At 43.6% G+C, this 20914-nt stretch carries 19 protein-coding genes; all 19 read left to right on the top strand.

All coding sequences use genetic code 11. The annotated features are described in order from the left end of the window. Window positions 1-51 precede the first annotated feature (51 nt). The 19 genes from R50345_RS05860 to R50345_RS31590 all read left to right on the top strand — a co-directional run bounded on the left by R50345_RS05860 (window position 52) and on the right by R50345_RS31590 (window position 20731). The gene (locus R50345_RS05860; RefSeq protein ID WP_042124860.1) at window positions 52-345 is read left to right on the top strand and encodes a hypothetical protein; all 294 of its coding nucleotides are present in this window, start codon (window positions 52-54) and stop codon (window positions 343-345) included. Window positions 346-489: 144 nt separating this feature from the next. After that, the gene (locus tag R50345_RS05865; protein WP_042124862.1) at window positions 490-675 is read left to right on the top strand and encodes a hypothetical protein; all 186 of its coding nucleotides are present in this window, start codon (window positions 490-492) and stop codon (window positions 673-675) included. Between the two features lie 15 nt (window positions 676-690). Next, window positions 691-1086, top strand: coding sequence for a phBC6A51 family helix-turn-helix protein (locus R50345_RS05870; RefSeq protein ID WP_042124865.1), 396 nt, complete (start codon window positions 691-693; stop codon window positions 1084-1086). Further along, window positions 1055-2401 (top strand): PBSX family phage terminase large subunit, encoded by a 1347-nt coding sequence (locus R50345_RS05875; protein ID WP_081954014.1) that lies wholly within the window; start codon window positions 1055-1057, stop codon window positions 2399-2401. The genes R50345_RS05870 and R50345_RS05875 overlap by 32 nt, the downstream gene beginning before the upstream one ends. Then, complete coding sequence (locus R50345_RS05880; RefSeq protein WP_231574058.1) at window positions 2401-2637, top strand: hypothetical protein; 237 nt, start codon at window positions 2401-2403, stop codon at window positions 2635-2637. The genes R50345_RS05875 and R50345_RS05880 overlap by 1 nt, the downstream gene beginning before the upstream one ends. Continuing rightward, entirely contained in the window at window positions 2637-2843 is a 207-nt protein-coding gene (locus tag R50345_RS05885; RefSeq protein ID WP_042124867.1) for a hypothetical protein, read from the top strand. Before R50345_RS05880 ends, R50345_RS05885 begins: the two co-directional genes overlap by 1 nt. Before the next feature lie 29 nt (window positions 2844-2872). Then, window positions 2873-5065: a portal protein gene (locus R50345_RS05890; RefSeq protein WP_156114733.1), complete on the top strand. Its 2193-nt coding sequence runs from the start codon at window positions 2873-2875 to the stop codon at window positions 5063-5065. Between the two features lie 108 nt (window positions 5066-5173). Further along, window positions 5174-5995 (top strand): hypothetical protein, encoded by an 822-nt coding sequence (locus tag R50345_RS05895; RefSeq protein ID WP_052414488.1) that lies wholly within the window; start codon window positions 5174-5176, stop codon window positions 5993-5995. Window positions 5996-6010: 15 nt separating this feature from the next. Continuing rightward, entirely contained in the window at window positions 6011-7201 is a 1191-nt protein-coding gene (locus R50345_RS05900) for a phage major capsid protein (RefSeq protein ID WP_042124870.1), read from the top strand. A 46-nt stretch (window positions 7202-7247) separates the two neighbouring features. Beyond that, a complete protein-coding gene (locus R50345_RS05905) occupies window positions 7248-7655 on the top strand; it encodes a hypothetical protein (RefSeq protein ID WP_042124872.1) in 408 nt (135 codons plus the stop codon). A 2-nt stretch (window positions 7656-7657) separates the two neighbouring features. Then, a complete protein-coding gene (locus tag R50345_RS05910) occupies window positions 7658-8245 on the top strand; it encodes a phage adaptor protein (protein ID WP_042124874.1) in 588 nt (195 codons plus the stop codon). 15 nt (window positions 8246-8260) lie between these two features. Then, on the top strand, window positions 8261-8923 hold the full coding sequence (locus R50345_RS05915) for a hypothetical protein (protein ID WP_042124876.1): 663 nt from the start codon (window positions 8261-8263) through the stop codon (window positions 8921-8923). 2 nt (window positions 8924-8925) lie between these two features. Beyond that, entirely contained in the window at window positions 8926-10551 is a 1626-nt protein-coding gene (locus R50345_RS05920; RefSeq protein ID WP_042124878.1) for a hypothetical protein, read from the top strand. A gap of 3 nt (window positions 10552-10554) precedes the next feature. Next, window positions 10555-12789 carry a hypothetical protein gene (locus tag R50345_RS05925; RefSeq protein WP_042124880.1) on the top strand — a complete coding sequence of 745 codons (2235 nt, stop codon included), beginning with the start codon at window positions 10555-10557 and terminating at the stop codon, window positions 12787-12789. Window positions 12790-12864: 75 nt separating this feature from the next. After that, window positions 12865-13320: a hypothetical protein gene (locus tag R50345_RS05930; protein ID WP_042124882.1), complete on the top strand. Its 456-nt coding sequence runs from the start codon at window positions 12865-12867 to the stop codon at window positions 13318-13320. Window positions 13321-13585: 265 nt separating this feature from the next. Further along, window positions 13586-15259 carry a hypothetical protein gene (locus R50345_RS05935; protein ID WP_042124884.1) on the top strand — a complete coding sequence of 558 codons (1674 nt, stop codon included), beginning with the start codon at window positions 13586-13588 and terminating at the stop codon, window positions 15257-15259. Then, entirely contained in the window at window positions 15226-15672 is a 447-nt protein-coding gene (locus tag R50345_RS32175) for a glucosaminidase domain-containing protein (RefSeq protein ID WP_081954015.1), read from the top strand. Before R50345_RS05935 ends, R50345_RS32175 begins: the two co-directional genes overlap by 34 nt. Window positions 15673-15684: 12 nt before the next feature. After that, window positions 15685-20589, top strand: a complete 4905-nt coding sequence (locus R50345_RS05945) for a hypothetical protein (RefSeq protein WP_042124886.1) — start codon at window positions 15685-15687, stop codon at window positions 20587-20589. After that, window positions 20582-20731 (top strand): hypothetical protein, encoded by a 150-nt coding sequence (locus R50345_RS31590; RefSeq protein WP_197069752.1) that lies wholly within the window; start codon window positions 20582-20584, stop codon window positions 20729-20731. Before R50345_RS05945 ends, R50345_RS31590 begins: the two co-directional genes overlap by 8 nt. Window positions 20732-20914 lie beyond the last annotated feature (183 nt).

Consider the following 20914-nt stretch of genomic DNA (forward strand, 5'->3'; position numbering starts at 1 on the left):
ATCGCCGTTGCTCTTTTTGTTTTACCAATACGATGAAGAGGATGATGAAAAGTGGAACAAATCGTGTTAACGAGTTCAAATCCAATGGTTGAGGTCATAACCGAAAATGGTAAATTTTTTGTTACTGATGATGCAAGAATTGTTAAGGATTGTTTCTATTCTGATAGAGATGAATATTCGCAAAATTTTGATCAAGCAAGAATAAGAAATGTAAATGAAATATCTAATAGTGACAAGATTTATACTTATCTGCTTCTATTGTTCGAGTCTCAAAAGAGCGGTCACGATGTTCATAATGAAATTTCACAAGCACTTGAATCATACAGAAACGAGGTCGGCTTATAGCCGGCCTTTCTTTTACATCGTATCGACCGAATACGCTTAACGAAGTGGAGACCGCATAACAGTGTCCAAAGACATTAGATACCTATACATCACACTAATACTCATGTATATCATAACAGCCTATTGTATGCGAGGAGGTAGTGTATGAACCTACAAGAGCTTACTCATAAACGTACGTTGTTAATGAATGAGTTGGCGAAGGTAGATGATGAGATCATAAAGGCTAGGCAAGAGGTGTATAAGAATATGCTTCGTAGGACGTATGTGGACTGTCTTAGTAGGGCGAGTATGACGCACATTACTGTGGATGATAAGGTAATTCAAATTTAGGTGGAGGTGAATGGTATGGCCGAGACAGTGACACAAGTTGACACATACAAGCCAACCGGAAACGAAATGAAGCTGATCGAAGCCTTATCTAATCCGGAGAATCGAGATTTGAATATCTCACAGGTTTGTGAACTGATTGGAATCAGTAGGCAGGCGTATTACAAAATGTTCAAAAAGCAGGATTTTGTAAAGTACTACAACCAGTTTCAGCTAGATCTGGTTAAGAGCAGCATAGGAGATATTATCAAAGCAACTATATTTTTTGGTGTTAATGATCCAAAGTGTCATCAGGATAGAAAACTCATTCTGGAAATGGGAAATGTCTATACTCCGAAACAGGAGTTGAAACACGAAGGTAGTATGGGGGTGACTATTGTAAATGACATCCCTCGTAACAACAAAATTAACTAACGTAATCGCCCCATCCTTTTATGACGTTCATTGGGACATTGTAGATGGCAAGTATACGCATTTCTGGTTAAGTGGTGGGCGAGGAAGCACAAAGTCTTCTGTCATTTCTATAGAGATCATACTAGGGATCATGGAAGATCCAATGGCGAATGCAGTGGTGCTTCGCAAAGTTAAAGATACCCTGAATGATTCCGTTAAAGACCAGTTAGAATGGGCGATTGCCGCATTAGGCGTAGAAGACTACTGGGAAGTACCTGGAGAAAAACTAGTAATCACGTATAAGCCTACCGGACAAGAGATCCGGTTTCGTGGTGCTGACAAGCCGAAGAAGATTAAAGGCTTAAAGTATGTAAAGGGATATTGCAAATATATTTGGTACGAAGAACTCGACGAGTTTACAAGTATGGAAGAAGTTCGGATGATTAACCAGTCGTTAATGCGTGGTGGTCCTAAATTCACAGTGTTTTACTCTTACAACCCACCAAAGAGCGCTAACAACTGGGTTAACACTGAATCTAAATATACACGTGATGATCGGCTAGCCGTACACACGAACTATTTAAGCGTGCCTAAAGAGTGGCTAGGAGAACAATTCCTCATTGAGGCTGAACACCTCAGGGACACGAAGCCAGCAGCATATGAGCATGAGTATCTTGGTAACATCACAGGTACAGGCGGCGAGGTATTCGATAACGTACAGATCAGACGAATAAGCGACGAAGAGATAGAAGACTTCTACAACATCCGTAGAGGTCTTGATTTTGGTTATGGACCAGATCCACTATCTTACGGAGCTATGCACTACGACCGCAAGCATAAGCGACTGTACATCTTCTTCGAGCTCTACAAGTACCGCATGAGTAACTACGAGCTGTACCACGATCACATGAGAGTTGAGAACAAGGACAATGAGCTAGTATTTGCAGACTCTGCCGAACCCAAGTCAATCAGTGAGTTGGCTCAGTACGGTGCAAAGGTCGCGGGAGTCAAAAAGGGTCCTGATAGCATTGATTACGGCATCAAGTTTCTCCAGAGCTTGGAGAGTATCATCATAGACGATCACAGGTGTCCAGATACAGCAAGAGAGTTTCTGACCTATGAGCTTGAGAAGGATGCAAATGGTAACTTCAAGAGTGGTTACCCAGACAAGAACAATCACAGTATTGATATGGTGCGTTATGCCATGAATATTGAGTGCATGGACTTCAAGGATCGTACCAAGAACCCGCAGGAGTACGATGATAGTTCAGAAGCACGTGTAAGACGCAACATAGCCAAGCAAGGAAGACCAAAGAGAGGGGGTCAGGCAGTCTGATGGAAATGTACATCATGCTCACCATGTTTATAGCTGTGATTGGCTATGCGGTGCATGTAGATATACGTAAGGACACTGAACACCGTAAAGAAAAGGATCAATGGAATTCGGAGCGTCAACAGTTGCTAGACCGGATTCAAGCTCCTTCCTTCGACCACCTGAAGCAAGCTGAGGTTAGGGCTATCAAAGCGCAGAAGGAAGAGCCGAAAGAAACTATCAAGTTGGAGGTTGTGTAATGAAATTATTCAAATTAGAGATAGGTAACACATTGGAATATGCTGCTGCTGAGTCATTGGAGGATATGATCGAGCGCAAAGAAGAAGTTGACCCAACATTCGCGTTCTTGCCTGTGCAGATCGAGGAATTAACGATAGAAGGGTATGAGATTGTAGTTACGCCAACAGATCAACCTAAAAAGACTAGGACGCGAAAACAGGAATAACACCGCACATTGAGAGGGGGTGATCTTTGTTGAAGCTTTTTAAAGGAAAAGCTGAGTCTACAGAAAAAAAAGAAGTAACTGATTCTGAATGGGTCAGTAAGGTCGAGGAAAAGAAAAAACAAGGTGAGAATTGGGCTATCCGGAAGCAGATTCTTATCAACCTCAACTACTACATTGGAAATCAGTGGATAGGATGGAATGAACACACTCATAGCATCCACGCTTTACCTCATGATGGGCAGGAACGCATAACTCATAACGTCCTGCAGCAGCGTGTACAGACGAAGCTTGCTAAGCAGACGAAGAACCGTATCAAGTACGATGTAACACCGGACACGGGCGATCAAACACGCATTGAAGTGGCAAAAGCAGCGACGAAGTTCGTTCATTACTGGTGGGACACTGAGGAAATGGATAAAAAGACGCGTGATATCTTCTTAAACAGTGGTGTCAAAGGTTATGCCGCTGCTAAAGTGTTTTTCGATCCCGAAGCAGGTACGGACATTACTCCGAATGAGGATGAACCAGGATACGAAGAAGGTCAGCAGACTATAAACATTGGTGAGATTTCTTGCCGTATATGCGACCCACTCACGTTGTTCATTGACCCTGCTGCTACTTCAGATGATGAAATCAGATGGGTTGTGGAAGAAAAGCCGCGTGATATTGATTACGTTGAAGAGAAATATGGCAAGAAAGTCACGCCTGATGAGACAGTCACATATGCACCGTCATTCGATATCAGTAATAGTGGATATGTAGACAGCACACGTAAGAATAAAAACATGGTCATGGTCCGAGAAATGTGGATGCAGCCGTGCAAAAAGTACCCAAAAGGATTAAAGGTCACTACCACACGAAGTGAGTTCTTGGATAAGGACGAAAGTGCAGGTGAGCATCCATATATCCTGTTCGGTGATATACCGGTTCCGGGTTCGCCGTTGTATAAGTCGTTTCTTGAAGCTATGTTGCCGATCCAACGCGGTTTAAACATTGCGCTTACTATGTTCTCCACTAACCTGAAGAAGATGGGCGGAACAAAGTGGCTGGTGCCAATCGGTTCAAACGTGGATGAAGAAGAATTAAACGATGAAATCAGCGGTATCATCCATTTCAACGCTGCAACAGGCGGTAAGGTTGATCGCGTTTCTGGTGCTGATGTTCCAAACGGATTTGATCGCATAATTGAGTATTACAACAGGCTCATAGATGATATGTCCGGTGTGCGTGAAATCTCACAAGGTGCTTTGCCAGCTGGATTGGATACAGCGTCAGGTCTTGCGCTCATGGTTGAGCAGGAGAATGAGAAGCTTGCGGTAACCTCTCAAAACTATGAACGCGGCATGAAGAAGCTGTTAAAGCGTGTGCTTCAGCTCATGAAGAAACATTACACTGAGGAACGTTTAGGACGCATCTTAGGTCCTGATGATGAAATTGAACTCGTTAGTTTCACTGGTTCTGATCTCAGTGGCGAGGAAGATATCAATATCATCCAAGGTTCTAGCCTTCCAGAGATGAAAAGCGCTCAGCAAGACCGCATTATGACGATGTGGACAGCTAATGCAATTCTCACGAAAGAAGGTGCTCCTGACGCTAACACATTCCTGAAACTCATGGGATTGGGCGATTCTACTGAGCTGTTTGAACAAAACCAATTGGACGAGAACAAATCCAAGATGGAGAATAAAACGTTTCAGGAAATGGGAGGGAATCCACAAGCCTTGCAAATGGTACAAACGTACATGCAAGCAAAGGATGCTTACAGCCAACAAGATCAGTTGTATCAGCAAACCGTCCAGAAGGTACAGTCTATAGGTGGAGATCCTTCGCAGATTCCACCACCGCAAGTTCAACCGCCACAGCCGATACCGGGAGCGCCGATTGTTAGGGACTTCTACGATCACGATATACACATTTACAACCATAATATCTTCCGTAAGTCCAGCGATTACGAGAGGTTACCTCCTGAGATGCAAGCATTAGTTGATGCTCACGTTCAGGAACATATGGATGCACTGCAAGCACCAATCATTGCACAGCAACAGGCAGAGATGGCAGCTCAACAGCAACAAAGCCAACAACAGGAACAACAATCGAAGGAACAGCACCAGAGAGCCGTAGAGCTTAAAACGATGGACAACGAATCAACTATGCAAGGTGAGTTAATGAAGGCTAGAACAGCCATTCAGAGCGCTCAGATGCGTACTGCAAGTGGTCATTAACCAAATATTTACCGTCAGGACCCTAATGAGACTTTGGGGTCCTATTCTATATTCACATTTCGTCGGGCGTTAATCATCTATGGTCGCCGCATAGAAAGGAGAACCATCATGCACAAACGTTTAAAACTTGATTTACAACTGTTTTCCGAGGATGAGATTGCAGTTGAAACGGGCGTAGAAGATGCACCTGCCGCCGAGGTGTCTAGTGAAATAACTGAAGATGTGGAAACTTCCGAAACGGGCGCTAATGAAGAGGTTGCCGCCGAACCTGAGAAGCAAAACAACTTCGAAAAAGCCTTTGCCAAACGTTTAGCCGCTGAGCGAGATAAATGGCAGAAGGAAGTTTCTGAGAAATACAAGGATTATGACACGCATAAAGAGCTGAGCGAATACATGCAGGAGCTTAATGGTGCAGACGCAATGACGCTCAAAGAAACCATCGAAATGGAAAAATTGCAAAAACGGGCTGAGAAGAACGAAACCACTCCCGAGATGCAGAAACGTCTCGAAGCGCTTGAAGCTAAGTCAGCGAGAGCAGACGAGCTCGAAGAACAACAGGTCAAAGAATACACAAACAAGTTGTTCTGGGATGCAGCAGACAAGTTCGCAGAAGGCAAGGACATCAGCAAAGACGACCTCAATAAGTTCATGATCGAAAACGAAATCATTATATCTGATGTTACAAACCCAGAATTGGTGGAACGTAAATTCAATATTGCTTACAACGCAATGAAGACGGAAGAGTACAAGCAGCAGCTCACAACAGCTAAAGAAACGGCTGTGAAAGAGTATCTGCAAAGTAAGGCAGCACCACGTGTTGAGGGTAGTGGAAGCCCAGGTGTGGTCAATGAAGACACTAGCAAGATGGGTTGGAAGGATATTAACGAACGGATTGTCGCTAGGATGAACGCAGCAAATCAATCACAATAAAAGGGGAAATGACAAATGGCAGGTACATTAACAACACTAGCAGACGCAATGAAAATAGATTATCTTCCGAAGATTCGGGAGCAAGTAAATAATGGCGCTAACTACTTTGTTATGATGCTGATGAAAAAAGCTGAGACTCTTAGTGGCGGCGGTGAAAACTTTTCCATCTCACACCACTTTGGACGTAACTCCGGTGTTGGTTCAGGTACGGAGGCAGGTACACTACCAACTGCTGGTAATCAACAATACAAAAAGTCAAAAGGTAACGTTGGATACGTTCATGGACGTTTGCAAGTAACTAACGCAGCCATTCAAGCAACTAAAAAAGATGCTGCCACTTATGTGAAAGAGATGTCTGCTGAAGTCGATGGACTGATTACAGACACCAAAAACTATGTGCAACGTGCATTCTTCGGTGATGGATCTGGTAAACTGGCAACATTTGCAGTGAATACCGCAGTTAATACGCTTACTGTCGATAATGTTAAAGCGTTCTTCATTGGTCAGGTTATCGACATTATGAATACTGGAGGTACTATTTCGGCTGCTGGAAGAACTGTAACGGCCATTAACCCTGTAGCAAAGACAATTACTGTAGATGGTGCCGCAGTAACGACAGCTGCAACGGATTTTCCGGTAGTTAAAGGAACGTATAACCTCGACCCAATGGGGCTGTCTGGTATTATTTCGGACACCGCGACTCTTCAAACTCTTGATCCAGCGGTACACACTTGGTGGAAATCTACCATCTTGTCCGGATCACCTGCAGGTACAGGTCGCGCAATCTCTGATGCACTACTTCGCCAATTGGTAGACTTTGTTGACTTGGCATCAGGTAAAAAGGTTGAATGGATGGCAGCAGGTCATGGGGTACGTGCAGCATATGAGGCTGTATTGACAGCAAATAAGAGATACGTTAACCCTATGCAACTAGAAGGTGGCTATACAGCACTTGAATTCGATGGCATGCCGATCGTTGTAGATAAATACATGCCTGATAAAACGATCTTTGCTGGTAACTGGAATGACATTAACATCTATCAAACATCTGAACTAAACTGGCTGGATGAAGATGGTTCGATGTTTAACCGCGTTTCTAATACCCCTCAATACGAAGCCACGGCATTCTGGTACTACACCGTTGTGTGCCATGCTCGTAATGCTTATGCAGCACTTAAAGATATCAATATCCCAGCAGGATACTAAAACACTATGGAGGGCTTCGGCTCTCCTTTTCTTTTTAGGAGGATCTATGAACAGACATTATGCAGATGGATATCAGAGAGTTTTTTTGAACGACATAAATAATATCGAACAGAGATTGCAGGAGTATGACCCAGATTTATACCTTATGTGGAACCCAAAAGACGGTACATGGCTTGTAATGGATGGAGTTATGGAGATGGCCATTATGAAGATTCCTCAGATTGGACTTCCTACCATGGATGCAAGGGTATATACCAGAATTCGAGAGATACACGCACCGGGATTCAGCGCACAACAAGTCATTAAAGAAGCTGAAGAAAAGGCTGAACGCGACGAAGCAGCGTTCATTGAATCGTTATCTCATGACTTTGCTCGTGAATCCAAACGAGCTTTCATAAATGCGTATGATTATGGGCGCGAAAGTGGCGTATCTCAATATGTAAATGGGGTGTAACCGTGCCTACATTGGGTGAACTCAGACAACGCGTGTTCCATGCAACTAGTGGATTGTACACAGAAACGTATCATATGGACAATTTGCTTAATGACGCTTTAAACCAGTTGGTGGAGATCGCTAAGCTTCGTGGTGTTCAGACTCTATCGCTCGTTCCTGGCACAGATACGTATACTTTAGCTGATAATTTCAAGTCTCCCGGTCAGCTGCTCGATACCACCGATCAAAACTGTGCAATACCTTATGAACTGGTTGATATCACCGAGAATCGATTTGGATACACCATAGAGAACGGTAATATCATTATCAAACCTGTTCCGCAGCAATCGAAGGAACTCACACATTACTACTACAAATACGCCACGCAGTTAGTCAATGACTCTGATGTGCCTGAAATAGACTCGCAATACCATGACTTACTTTCAACCTATGCTTCTGGAATGATCCTGCTGTTACCGACGCTTCAGATACAGGACAAAACGATATCTGATCGTTATTTAGTAAGGTGGCAGGAAGGTAAATTGAACTTCGCTAATGACATGCAGCGCAAAAACAAAGCCACAAGAGGTCGAACGGTGAACCTGTGGTAACTAGGAGGTGACACCGTGCTAACAGCCGGAGATTTAGTCCCAACCATCAAAAAACTAGCTGAGTCCTTCCTTGAAGAGATCGGTGACGAAGACAACGTTCAGAACTCGTTCATCTTCCAGTACCTCAACCAAGGCTTGCGGAGATTAGTGCACCTTGCCTATCAACAAAAAGACTCTGATGCGATCTACATTTCGTCTGATGGTCTGCAAATATTCACGGTTGGTGGTGCGCCAATAACCAACATGTACTCGCCACTTCGAATATTGGATCCTCAGGGAAGAGATATGCAGAAACGTGTATCCTACGCCGATACTCGCGGATGGTGGAGAGAAGCAACGAACACAAACATCACAATCAAAGGGTATGCGTTAGTTACAAACCCATTGCCACAAGGTGAGCACATCTTACAGTACCTAGCCTATCCATCAACTGTCAGCTCTCTACAGAGCCGTGTAGAGTTCCCAGACGCTGGTAGCATGGGTTTATGTTACTACGTGGCTGGATTGATCCTAGAGAGCCGCCCAACAGCCAAGGATCTGGTAAACCACTACTACGGACTGGCGGACGGTTATTGGGATATCGTATTGCTTGCGAATACAGCAGGTCGCGGAGTATCCAGCGGTGGTATGGTGCCAAGCCAAGCAGATGCTAAATACTTCTACAGTAGGAAGGTGTAGTCATGGCAGAGACACCTTTTGCAATCGAGATTACACCGTCACTTGGCATGAATAGCGCTCTTAACCCCGGTCAACTACCGCAGGGATCACACAGGTTGGCGCTTGATGCCTGTTTAAAGTCCATAGACACCATCGGAAAGCGTCCTGGTAGCGTACCTGTTACATCATCTGCATTAGGACAGCCGTTAACATGTCTCATGTCTTATAAAGCAGCAGCATCGAGCGTAGCGCCTGACCTATTCGCTGTATCGGGGAATACATTGTACAAGTATTCCGCATCAGCACTCACGGCGCAGACCATGACTAACGCTTTCACCTCTTCCAACGTGTTTGGAGTCGGATACACAGACTTTGCAGAGGTGTCTAACCTCTTGTTAACCAGCGGAGGTAGCTTGCAGCAGTATACAGGAACAGAAGTGAAAAACGTAGTTCCTGCGGCAGATGATACGGGTTATGACCCAACACATCCAAGCATATTGCCGCCGAACACACTAGCAACAATCAACGCACGAGGAATTAAATATATTTGGGTGTTTACAGGTCATGTATTTGTTTCAGACGGAACCGATCTCATATGGTACTCCAAGCGATATCATTACGATTACTTCCCAGGTGGCGTTCAGTATTTCCGGTTTATTGCTGATAACGACTATGTAACGGGACCGGGGATATCATTTGGCGGCTTATGCTTGATACCCATGCGAAGACATTGGGGTGTAATCACAGGTGAAACGTTTGATGATGGAGTATCTACCAACTCATTCAAAGCAAACCAGTACCTCAATACATCTAATGGCAACATTTCATCCAGAGGTTATTGCAAAATCACATACCCTACAGGACAGCAAACAATCGCGTACATGTCTGATAACGGTGTAAATGAGATATTCGATACAGGTGTTAATGACGTTGAAACGTCCGGTACACGCCAATACAGCACTCGTAACCTCATGGATAATAAGATCGACTTCAATAAGTACCGTTTCACAGATGCAGAAAAGGCTGCTGCAGTTGCTTCTTTCGACTCCATAAACGGACGCTTACTAGTCGCTATAGACCGCGATACAACACACTACATGTTCGTGTATGAGACGCAAAATCAAGAGTGGTACATTTGGCGACTGCCGTGGTCTACGAAGTCTCTTACAGAGTTTGAAGGTAATGTGTACATGGGGAATACGACAGGGCTACTTCATACGTTCAACGAGGATCTAACCAGCGATTGGGATAACGTGGGTAAATCATCAGGTACAACGGTGAAAATGTACATTGCAACGGGGCTGTTGAGTGCAGAGTTCACCGGAGAAAGCTCATATTTCCACTATCTACAGGTGGAATCAGCTATGTGGACAGTTAAATCATCGCTTGATATCGTGCTTGTGTATGGTGCAGGAGCCTTAGCATTGGACAAGGCTATCTTCAACGAGATCGGTGTATATGATGTGTCAGCTTACGACGAAGCACAGTATGCCAACCTTAGATATACAGACAATGTGAACCAAACTAAACGCAAAAAGATTCACAAAAAAGCCAAATATGCACAGATAATATTTTCGAATGATCGAGATGAACCGATGACAATCCTCAGATACCGAATCGAGGGAACAGCATCGGGTATAGGGGGTTAATGAATGCCGAATGTACCTATGACAAACGTAAATGCGTACTATTCCAATACTTCTCCAGGTAACACCATACTATCAAATGTCATTGATGCAGCTATTCAAGACATTGTACAGGCAATTAACGATAACTGGGCGATATATGAATCGTTCGTTACTAATGTGACCTTGCCAATACCGGATCAATCTATTGTAGAAAGACATATTCGTAACTTAGCGATCACTAATCCTAAGCTGGCACCATCAGCAGTGACAAATGATAAGATTGCTGACAGTACAATTACGGCTGCTAAACTTGCTGATTTGTTAATTACAACTGCTAAATTAGCAGATTTGAGTGTTACCAATGGTAAGTTGGTAGCTTCAGCAGTAACAGGAGATAAGATAGCTAATTCGACGATCACGACTGATAAGTTACAGGACCTTTTGATTACGACTGCTAAACTTGCGGAACAATCGGTTACTGAGCCAAAACTTGGAACTAGTTCGGTAAGTTCCAGAGCTTTAGCACCACAATCGGTGCAAGCCAGACACATAGATCAATCGATTTTAAATCCAATTACTGATGCTGGTATACAGGTTAAGTTTGGGTTGATTGATGAACAGTTGGCGGATATAGAGTCACGACTTGCCATAGATATCCGGGCTTTTGACTTTGGAATTTTGCCTGGAGAGATTGTGGACGAAGAAAAGCTTGCAGCATTTTTTATGCATTGTAACGAGAACAACGGAAGAGCAGTGTTTGATTCGGGGACGTACTACTACACCGGGTGGAATTACCAGGTTCCTAAGTATGGGATACTGGGGCAGGGGAGAAGACAGACAGTGTTCAGTTTACCGGAACATGATGCTTCCGGGTTTGCGTTCACTTATGGAGAGTTTAACAATTGGTTCGGAGTACTAGGAGATGTAGAAGGAATTTACTTTTCATCCCCCGATAATTCGAGCGGAAATATCATGAAAATAACAACTCCCTCAAGAAATTTTAAGATATCAAGCTGCGGTTTTCGAGTAGGTAAAGGTGACGGGATTAGTTTGGAACAGACATACTATATGCACTTGTCTGATTGCGTGTTTGAGGGTCCATACAACGGAAACTTACCTACAAGTCTGAGCGACATGCTGGTTGGCACTGGCATACGATCTTTAGGGACTGCGGCTACGGCATTTAACAATGGAATCACTATAACTAAGTGTGATTTTAGATATTTAAGTCAAGTGTGGCGTTCAGCGTCCGACGGGTTTCATGGATCGAACGCAATGTTGATGGTAGGTTGCTTTTTTGAACAGATCGGCGATTGCGTATTTCACACACAGGGATTTAGATTTCATTTTGACTCTTGCTATGCAGAGGCACTTGATCGAAATCGGAATGTCACCGGTCGTCCAAATCAAAGTAACAATGTTTTCTGGTTTGGTGGAGGAGGGCCAAGTATCTTCACGAACTGTTTGATTGATTTATCTGGAGCTCGTAGCAATTCTTATATGCTAGAACACTACGTTGGTATTCTCACATTCAATGGGGGATCAGTAGGTAAACCAGAAAATTACGTAACCGTATCACCGATTACCTACAGTTCAAGAGGAACGGTAGTGGACAACGGGTGCGTTGGTTTAGGGCAGAATTTGCCGTATTGGGAACATCGCTACCAACAAAATATTAATAAGTATCCCTACTTTGCTGGAGAAGAACTTTACGCGAACATGGTTAGCGAAGCAAAGTATGCGAAAAACACTCTTCATCATCAGTCTTTGCCATTGGGGTCTGCTTTTGGATTTCAACCTGTACAACCAATTGTATCGGTTGAGGGCCTGAGTGACACCAGCACACACCTAGTCGAGATCGACGCCACGATCTATAGGTACATCGTTTCAAACGGGACGTTCGCCTGGAAGAACATAATTATTCGTTTCTTGATAGATCCTACAATGCCAGCAACAATAGTTCCAACAATCCAAGAAGTGAGCAGTGGAGGAAATCAAGGTGCAGGATTTAGTGATGCGAATTTTCTGACTAAGATCGAGGCCTTCCGGAGAACAGCGGCAAGGTCAGATATGAACAGCCCGTACTACTGGCATTACCAAGTAGCAATTATGAATGAGAACAACGGTGTAGAGAAGGTTTTGGGAAATAAGGTGAAAACAAATATCATATGGCTAGCCAAAGGAGCGCGAGACACCAAGCACCCTACTTATGGTATTTATCCTCAGTCCCACGTCTCTGGAGACTCTAAGCCATCATAGGACCATATTGTTCACTAACGTCCGATAAAGGTTTATTCCCTCCTCGCGTCGAATTATGGATTCGGGAGGGATAATATGACAATTATTTCAGGTAATCAGTTTGGGGAGTTTTCAATCCCGTTGGCATTTGGTAATCGATATTTCATTCTCGAACCAAGCGCAGCGGGATTACAGGTGAGCGTGTTTTTGGACCAAGGCGGTGCAATTCCAGTTTTCGAAATTCTGAAAAACGAGCCTATAGGAAATCCAAGTTCACATGTTATCAATTCTCTTCCAGGGATATTGGTAACGAACGACAATGCCAAAAAGCAAATTTATCATCTTCAAGTTGGGCATGAAGTAGTAGTGAAATTCAGACTGGAGAACGAGACTGACTTCATTGTCCATTTCTCGAAGGACAAGATTCAAGCAGGGGGAGTTACGTTGGGGAACAATTCGTTTCAGGGTGTCGTTGGGGTTGTGGTACATCCGAACGGTGCTGTTGGAATTGGAGGAGCGCTGCCGAAAAGCCTCCTACATTTGTTTGGCTAGATGTTAAAAACAGATATACTAGGGGATCTCCAATGGCGGTCTCTTTTTATATACAAATTTATCTAAAAAGGATGATGAAAAATGCAAAAAGTAATATTGGCAGAAGGGCAAGAATATGAGGTTGTCACTGCAACCAGTAAAATCATTGTTCGGGCGGATGGTAGTGTAGAGATAACGAGTAAAGAATAATAATAGTCAAGGACCATACTGCGCACTACCGCAAGCCCTCATTTGAGGGCTATTTGCATTTGAAAGGAGGCTTCACATGTCCACACTCGAAAAGCTACAAGCCGCCGCTAAAGCCAAACTATCCGCAGGACAGTCACTAGCGGCAACACCAGTAAGCAACGCGCCTACAGCCGCGGTAAAGACATCTCCACAGCCAACTTCAACAGCTACAGTGGCTACTAAAGCACCATCAGCGGTAGCACCAACTGTTAAAGCGCCAGTCGCAACCGCCGCCACGTCTCCACAGATACAACAGGAGATCCAACGTAAATCCGCAGCAGGTATAGCACTAACCAATCCAACAGCCGCGTCTTCATCAGCGTATAAGGCAGCTCAACCAGCGGCGGCACAAAGTCCAGCAGTGGCAGTGAAGACAGCTGTACAACCTACCTCAGCACCAACAACAGCTGCAGCAATGTCAAACACAAACTATATCGCTAACGGTGGATCAGCACTAAATGAGATCCTTTACAACAAAGGGATATACAATACCAGTAATAAAAACTATGTGGCTAACACGGTGAAACCATTGTATGACCAACTCGATCAGAAAACAGCGGCAATGGTGAAAGGCATGAACTACGATCAGTTAAGAGATTATATCAACGGGCTTGGAAGTCAAAATACAGCAACTACACAGAATGAAGGAATGGCGTTAAAAGTTGCTGAAGATCCTTACGCACTTGCACTAAAAGAGTATGAACAACAACTTGCAATGCTGGAGGCAGGAGCTCAGTCAACAGAAAAGGATATAAACCGCAGATACGATTATGCCAATAACGTTACACAAGATAATCGACAACTTGAAACAGCGTCATTTTATCGTAACAACGCACCTACGGCGTGGGACGGTTCTACGGGATATCAAGCAGCTATGACAGATCGAAACCGAAACATAGATGATCATTACACTCAAGAATCACTTAACGACAATGTAGCAGCAGCTTATTCCAATGTTAACGCATTCCGAAACAACGCCAATAACTTTATCTCAACAAAAGCGAATGAGCTTCAAACGCAAGCGCAACAACTTGCTATGCAAGAGGCTGGATTAACCGGTTCGTACAAAGGACAGCAAACCATGCAAGGCGCATCATCAGCGGCAAATACAGCTGGTCAACTAATTTCCAACCAAGGGCAACAGATTGCGAATCAAATCGCGCAGATTAACCTTGATAACTACCCAGCACAGGTGAAATTACAGCTGCAACAATTACAGCAACAGGTTAATTCTGGTGCTATAAGCAATCAAACAGCTCAGTATCAGTTGCAACAGTTGACGGATCCAAACAGCGCAACGAATCAAGCACAGGCGCTTGATCTTCAAATGAAGCAAATTGATGCAAGTAACTACTCTCAACAGCAAAAGTTACAGCTGGAACAGCTTAGAAAAACAGTTGCTGAGATCGGTAAAGTTCCATATCAATCCGATACGGATGCACGTTTAGACCAGTTGAAGGTACTGACAGCAGAGGCAGAGTTGCAGAAGCTGCAGGAAACAGCTGCTAAGCCGGCTAGTAAGACGTATGAGGATTACCAGTCGAACATCGAGAAACTTGCGGTGAGAGACAGTAAGAGTGGTGCATTGAAGAACCCTGAAGTGGTTGAGGAATACATTCTTAACGCTCCTTTATCGGAATATGAAATGTACCGCGCATACAGAGCCAACGGGTTGAAATGGGGCGGCGAGGTACCATCGCCGGGGGAGTGATTAGCCCTACGGCAACAGCTAGTGGGGCTAAATTAAATAGTAGTCTTGGCGGCGCTCTTAAGAATACCGGAGATATATTCTCTTCTATTGGATCGAAGTATGGCATAGATCCTGCACTATTGGCAGCAATTGCTGTACATGAGACAGGAAACGGAACGAGCAATGCTGTTAAAACGAAGAATAATGTTGGTGGAATGATGGGTAAGAACGGGTTAATGACATTCTCCAGCATTCAGGAAGGCATTGAAAAGATGGCATCTAACCTTAAGCGGAACTACATCGACAAAGGGTTGACTACCATCGAGGCTATTCAAAGGAAATACGCACCAAGTGGAGCTGCTAACGATCCTAACGGTCTTAATGATTACTGGGTAAACGGTGTTACAACGTACTACAAAAAGTTCTCAAAGTAGGGAGGTTTACAAATGGCAACAGAATCTTTTATAGAAAAACGTAAACGCGAACTACGCGAGAAGAATGGGGGGAGCACTGAGAGTGCTTCCTCTTTTGTTGAACGCCGCAAAAAGGAACTAAGCGGAGAGATAAAAACTCCTGAAGCGCAAATGTCCAGTAAGGTACTCCAGGACACTTTATCCAGCGTGTTGAAGCCTAACATTGCTGTCAGCCCTACAACTACCGCCGCAACCGTTCAACAGAAGCCACAAACTACGCAAAAGACCGTTGACTTCAAAACTGATCAAGCTGCACATAAAGCGAAACAAGCACAGGTAGTGTCACCACTACAAGGTAAACTCCCAGCAGCTGATTTGCTAACTGGAAAGCTGAATAACAGCGTACAGGAAACGTTAAAGGATAAAGTACCAGTTGCAACACTCATTAATCAAACAGGCGGTGGCCCTGCTAATGCCTCGCAGATTCCGGGTATATCGCAGTATGAGACTACGAGGAAAGAAATAGCAAACGAAAACGCGCCGGCAGCAGTTAAAGCTTACGCCAATGTTATGAACTATGCTACGCAAGGTAATCCGATTGGTCAGGCGATTACACGATCATTCCAAGGTAATTCAGGCGCGACAAGTCGTGACACTACAGGGAATAAGACAGTCGATAAGATCACGGATGTTATCAATGATGTTGTGACGCCGTTTATCACACCAACAGGTGCTCCAGTAGGTCAGGGTATCATTGGTAGCACATATGATGCAACAGGTAAGGCGTTGAGCGGTAAAGCTGGGCAAACCCTGTTAAAAGGTGCTGAGAAGATTATACCCGGATCACAGAACACTGTTCGAGTTGCTGCAACTGAAGGAATAGCAGGAGGCATGCAGGGCGTTGGGTTCGGATTGCAACAAGGACAGGATAGCGGTAATGAAATCAAACGTAATGCTCTATATGGAGCCGCGGCAGGCGGTGTGCTTGGTGGTGTTGGCGCTGCATTGGGCGAGGTTGGTTCTGCATTACTTCAACGTTTTTCAAAATCATTTCCTGAAACATCATCAAATATCGAAGTGTTACCTCCACAGAAACAAAATATTCTATCTTTACCAGAAGGAAGAGGCACGGTAAGACAAACACAAGCCGCACAACGTGCTAATTTAAATGCTAATACAGATCCAATAATTAACCCAACAGAATGGATGCCTGATCCATTAGGTCTTCCAGAGGCAAATATAGGAGCACCTACAACAGCACGAAGATCAACTGGTGATAGTCTAAATTCAATCCTTGAAAAAATGAAGCCAATCGTCAATGAACGGATGACCCCGCCATACGAAAATCCAAATGAACTAGCGAAGTGGATTCAGACACAGTTTAAACAAGCAGGTGATGAAATTTCATTGAATGAAGTTCGTAATCTAGGATATGAAGATATGCGTCAAGTGGCCGAGGAAATACGCAAACGGATTACGGTAGAAGCAACCGCACGTCAAGTAGCTAAGGAGCTAGGATATGATTACGATAAACTTCTTAGTCCGAAAAAGGTTGACCCTAATTTAGTATCAAAAGCAAAACAGACTCAGAATGTCCGTGAAACCTACGGTTTAAGAAACAAAGTGAAATCAACACAGGATAGATACCAAACATTTGTCGGGCAAGCAGCACAACCTGAAACGGTTATCGCTAAGCCCGGAGCAAAGCCAAGAGCAAGTCAGGGTAATGCACAGGCCACAGAACTCACGCGTGAGCAGCGAATCCAAGCGAAGGTAAACGCTGGAGAGTTCCTACCACAAGAAGATATCGACTACTTGCTGAGTGGTCAATATGACAAGTCAAAGGCTTTTCCAGATGAAACTCCAACTAAATCTACGTACGTTAAGCCAAAACCAAAAGCAGAGATTATAACAAAGGTAGAAGCGAAGCCAAAAACGGCATCAAAAATAAAGACGGATATCAAACCGAAGAAAGAAATAAAGACTATCTTAGTGAATAACGAAGTATCCGCAACAACTGAATTTATGGGAGTTAAAACAGTACCTAAGCAAGCAGTGGTGGGTGAACGCGGATTCGCTGAAACTCTTAATCGTTCGGATAAGACACCTGATGGCTTTACGGAAAAGTTGGATACTAAGTATGAGCCAACAACTAACCGTGGAGACTTGGCAAAGGCTGAAGATCGAATTAAAGATCGTGAAGGTGCGACTAGGTTTGTTTTGGAAGATAAAAAAGGCGGTATAACCTCCGAACAGTCCATAACAGCACAACGGTTGATCGACACGCATCTAAAGGAAGGTAACGTTAAAGCGGCTGAGGAAGTGGCTGATGCATTACTGAAAGAATCCACACGCAGCGCTCAGTTTCTTCAATCACTGTCCGCATACAACAAGCTTTCTCCTGAAGGTGTGTATATGGTTGCGAAGCGTATGGCTAACAAGGTAAATGAAACCTCTTCTAAGCTGGCTAGGAAGGCTGAGGTAACGCCACAAATGGCAGATGACATTGTTGGGTTGGCTACGCTTAATCAGAAAATGACAGGCGTAAAGGACCTATCTAATGACGTGGTGGATATTATCAAACGCGCTAAAGGCGGGGAAATGTTATCCGACGTAGAGACTTCTATGCTCACAAAGTTTGTGGATGAATCCAAACAGTTCATCAAGGAGACATCCAAGAAGCCTATTTTAGATCAGCCGAAGCTTCCAAAGGACAAAAAAGTAAGAGACAACGTATCTAAATTCCTTGATAAGCAAGAAGAAGCAGCAAAAGCGCGTTTAAGAGCCAAAGGGATGCGTGTTAGCTCAACGCCTATTGATATATGGGCTGATTATGCGGTGATCGGCGCCGCAAAAATGGGCAGAGGAATTGTTAAGTTTGCAGATTGGTCAGAGCAGATGGTTAAGGATCTTGGAGAAGATATCCGGCCATACCTAAATAATCTATATGAGAAGTCTACAGAAGCATTTAACTTATCTTCCAAAAAGGTTTCTGCAAAATCTGTTAGCGCTGCTGAAAAGTTGACTCAAAAAGTTATTAAAACCAAAGAACTGTCCGAACAAGAAGCAGATTCATTACTGAGATTAGTTACCCAAGTGGATAATCTATCCGGAGAAGCTAAACGCGTTGCTTCACAGGACTTACAAGTGATCCTACAGAGTTTGGATAACCCTTCTATAGGTAAGAAGATAAGTAGTATACAAACACAGGCACAGCTTTTGAACCCTAAAACTCAGGTCAGAAACGTTTTAGGTAATGAGCTATTCTACCGGTTGGAGAGAATCAGCAAATACGTCTCCACACCGATAGATATTGCACGTTCTAAGCTTACCGGATCGAAACGGGAAGTAACCTTTAGAACACATAATCAAGGCAAGTATTGGGAGAACTTCATCAATGGTGGTAACGCAGGCTGGCGCGGAGTAAATATCAACGGAATAGAGACGCAGTACGACCTTGCAAGCCCTGCATTCAAGAGTAAGTACAATCCACTACGCTACACAGAAAAAGCATTAGGAGCCGCATTGAGAAGCTTTGACAATGCTGCTTATTCCAGAGCTATGAACAAGACTTTGGGGGAACTCGGAACACTTGATGCAATCAATAATGGCGTAAAACCTTCGAAAGAGTATGTGCAAGACTTCATTCGTAACGCTGATGAAAACATAATGAAGATCGCTCAGGATTATGGTAAATACGTCACTTTCCAAGACAATAACTTGATATCTCAAGGATTCACTAAATTTAAGCGTGGATTAAACATCGGAAAAGACTTCGGTTTTGGAGATCTAGTATTAAAATATCCTAAAACTCCTGGCGCGCTATTAATGAGAGCACTTGAATATAGTCCTGCTGGTTTCCTTCGTAGCGCTAAAGTTTTATCAGACCCATTGCTTCGTAATGGTATTGAAAAGAATCCGCGCTTGGTTGTGGAGTCACTATCTAGAGCAATCATCGGGACTGGCGGACTTAGTATGTTAGGTTACTACCTGATGGACAAAGACATTTTAACCGGAGTAGCTAACACTGACAAAGATATTCGATCTCTTCAATCTGCGTCTGGAAAAGGTTCCTATCAAGTAAATCTTTCCGCGCTCTATCGCTTCGTAAAGTCAGGATTCAATGACAAAGAAGCGAAGATTAAAGAAAATGACCTAATGTATAACTACGACTGGATGCAACCTGTATCTGTAGCTATTTCCTTAGGTGCTAACGTTAAAGGTAACGAGGGGAAAGATAGTAGTAAAATAGCAACAGGTTTTGCGGGATCACTTTACAACAGTGTTTCAGGGGCGATTAATACGCTCAGTGAACAATCGTTGTTGAAAGGTGTTGAACAAGCGCTATCTGGTTATGCAGGCGGAACAACTACTGATAAGATTGTAAGCATCATATCGGACGTTCCAGCATCATTTATTCCGACACTTTCTAATCAAATCAAACAAACCGCAGATAACACAAAACGTGAAACAATGGGCACGGATATTGTGGAGCAAACAAAGAACAAAGTGAAAGCGAAAATTCCAGGTATCGCTGGAGATTTGCCAAAGAAATACGACACGTTAGGTGGAGAACAAACGCACTATCAAGATAACAATTTGTTCAACGTATACGCTAATCCGGGCTTTGCAACCCGTTACAAATTATCTCCAGAAGCAAGAAAAGTAGTTGAACTAATTAACGCGACTGGCGATGAATCACTTGCACCAAGAGTACCAAGCAAAACAGTGAACGGATATAAATTAACCGGAAAAGAATACTCTAGGTTCTCACAACTCCAAGGCGAAGAAACGAAAGCACTTATTGCTGAACTAGATGGAACTATGACCATTCAAGATCAGGCTTACGAGATGGAAAGAATTCTGACGGAAGCTAGAAATAACGCAAAAGAAAAACTTCTTGAAGAATATCCGAGATTGGAGAAAGCCGATGATTGAATATGATGAAAGCGAACTAAGACAATCAGCAGTATCGGACGAGCTATTATATCTGATACTGCTTTTTCATGGACCAGAAGTTAAGGATCTCTTCTTATACGGAGGTGAGGTTATTGTGGAGTGCGCTAGAGACGCTGTATGAAATTGCTTACTATCTATTAAAGAACATGGAGTCTCTCAAGTGGGAGGCTCTTTTGTTTTACCTATTTTACCTATTTGGGAAACGGTCAGGAATGAAGATGTTCAAAAGATTCCTGACTGGACACTTCCCATACTTGGCAGACGAAAATGAGGACTGGCGTAAATGGGCGACAAACCAAATCGA

The organism is Paenibacillus sp. FSL R5-0345, assembly GCF_000758585.1.
In the GTDB taxonomy this organism is placed as follows: Bacteria; Bacillota; Bacilli; order Paenibacillales; family Paenibacillaceae; genus Paenibacillus_AQ.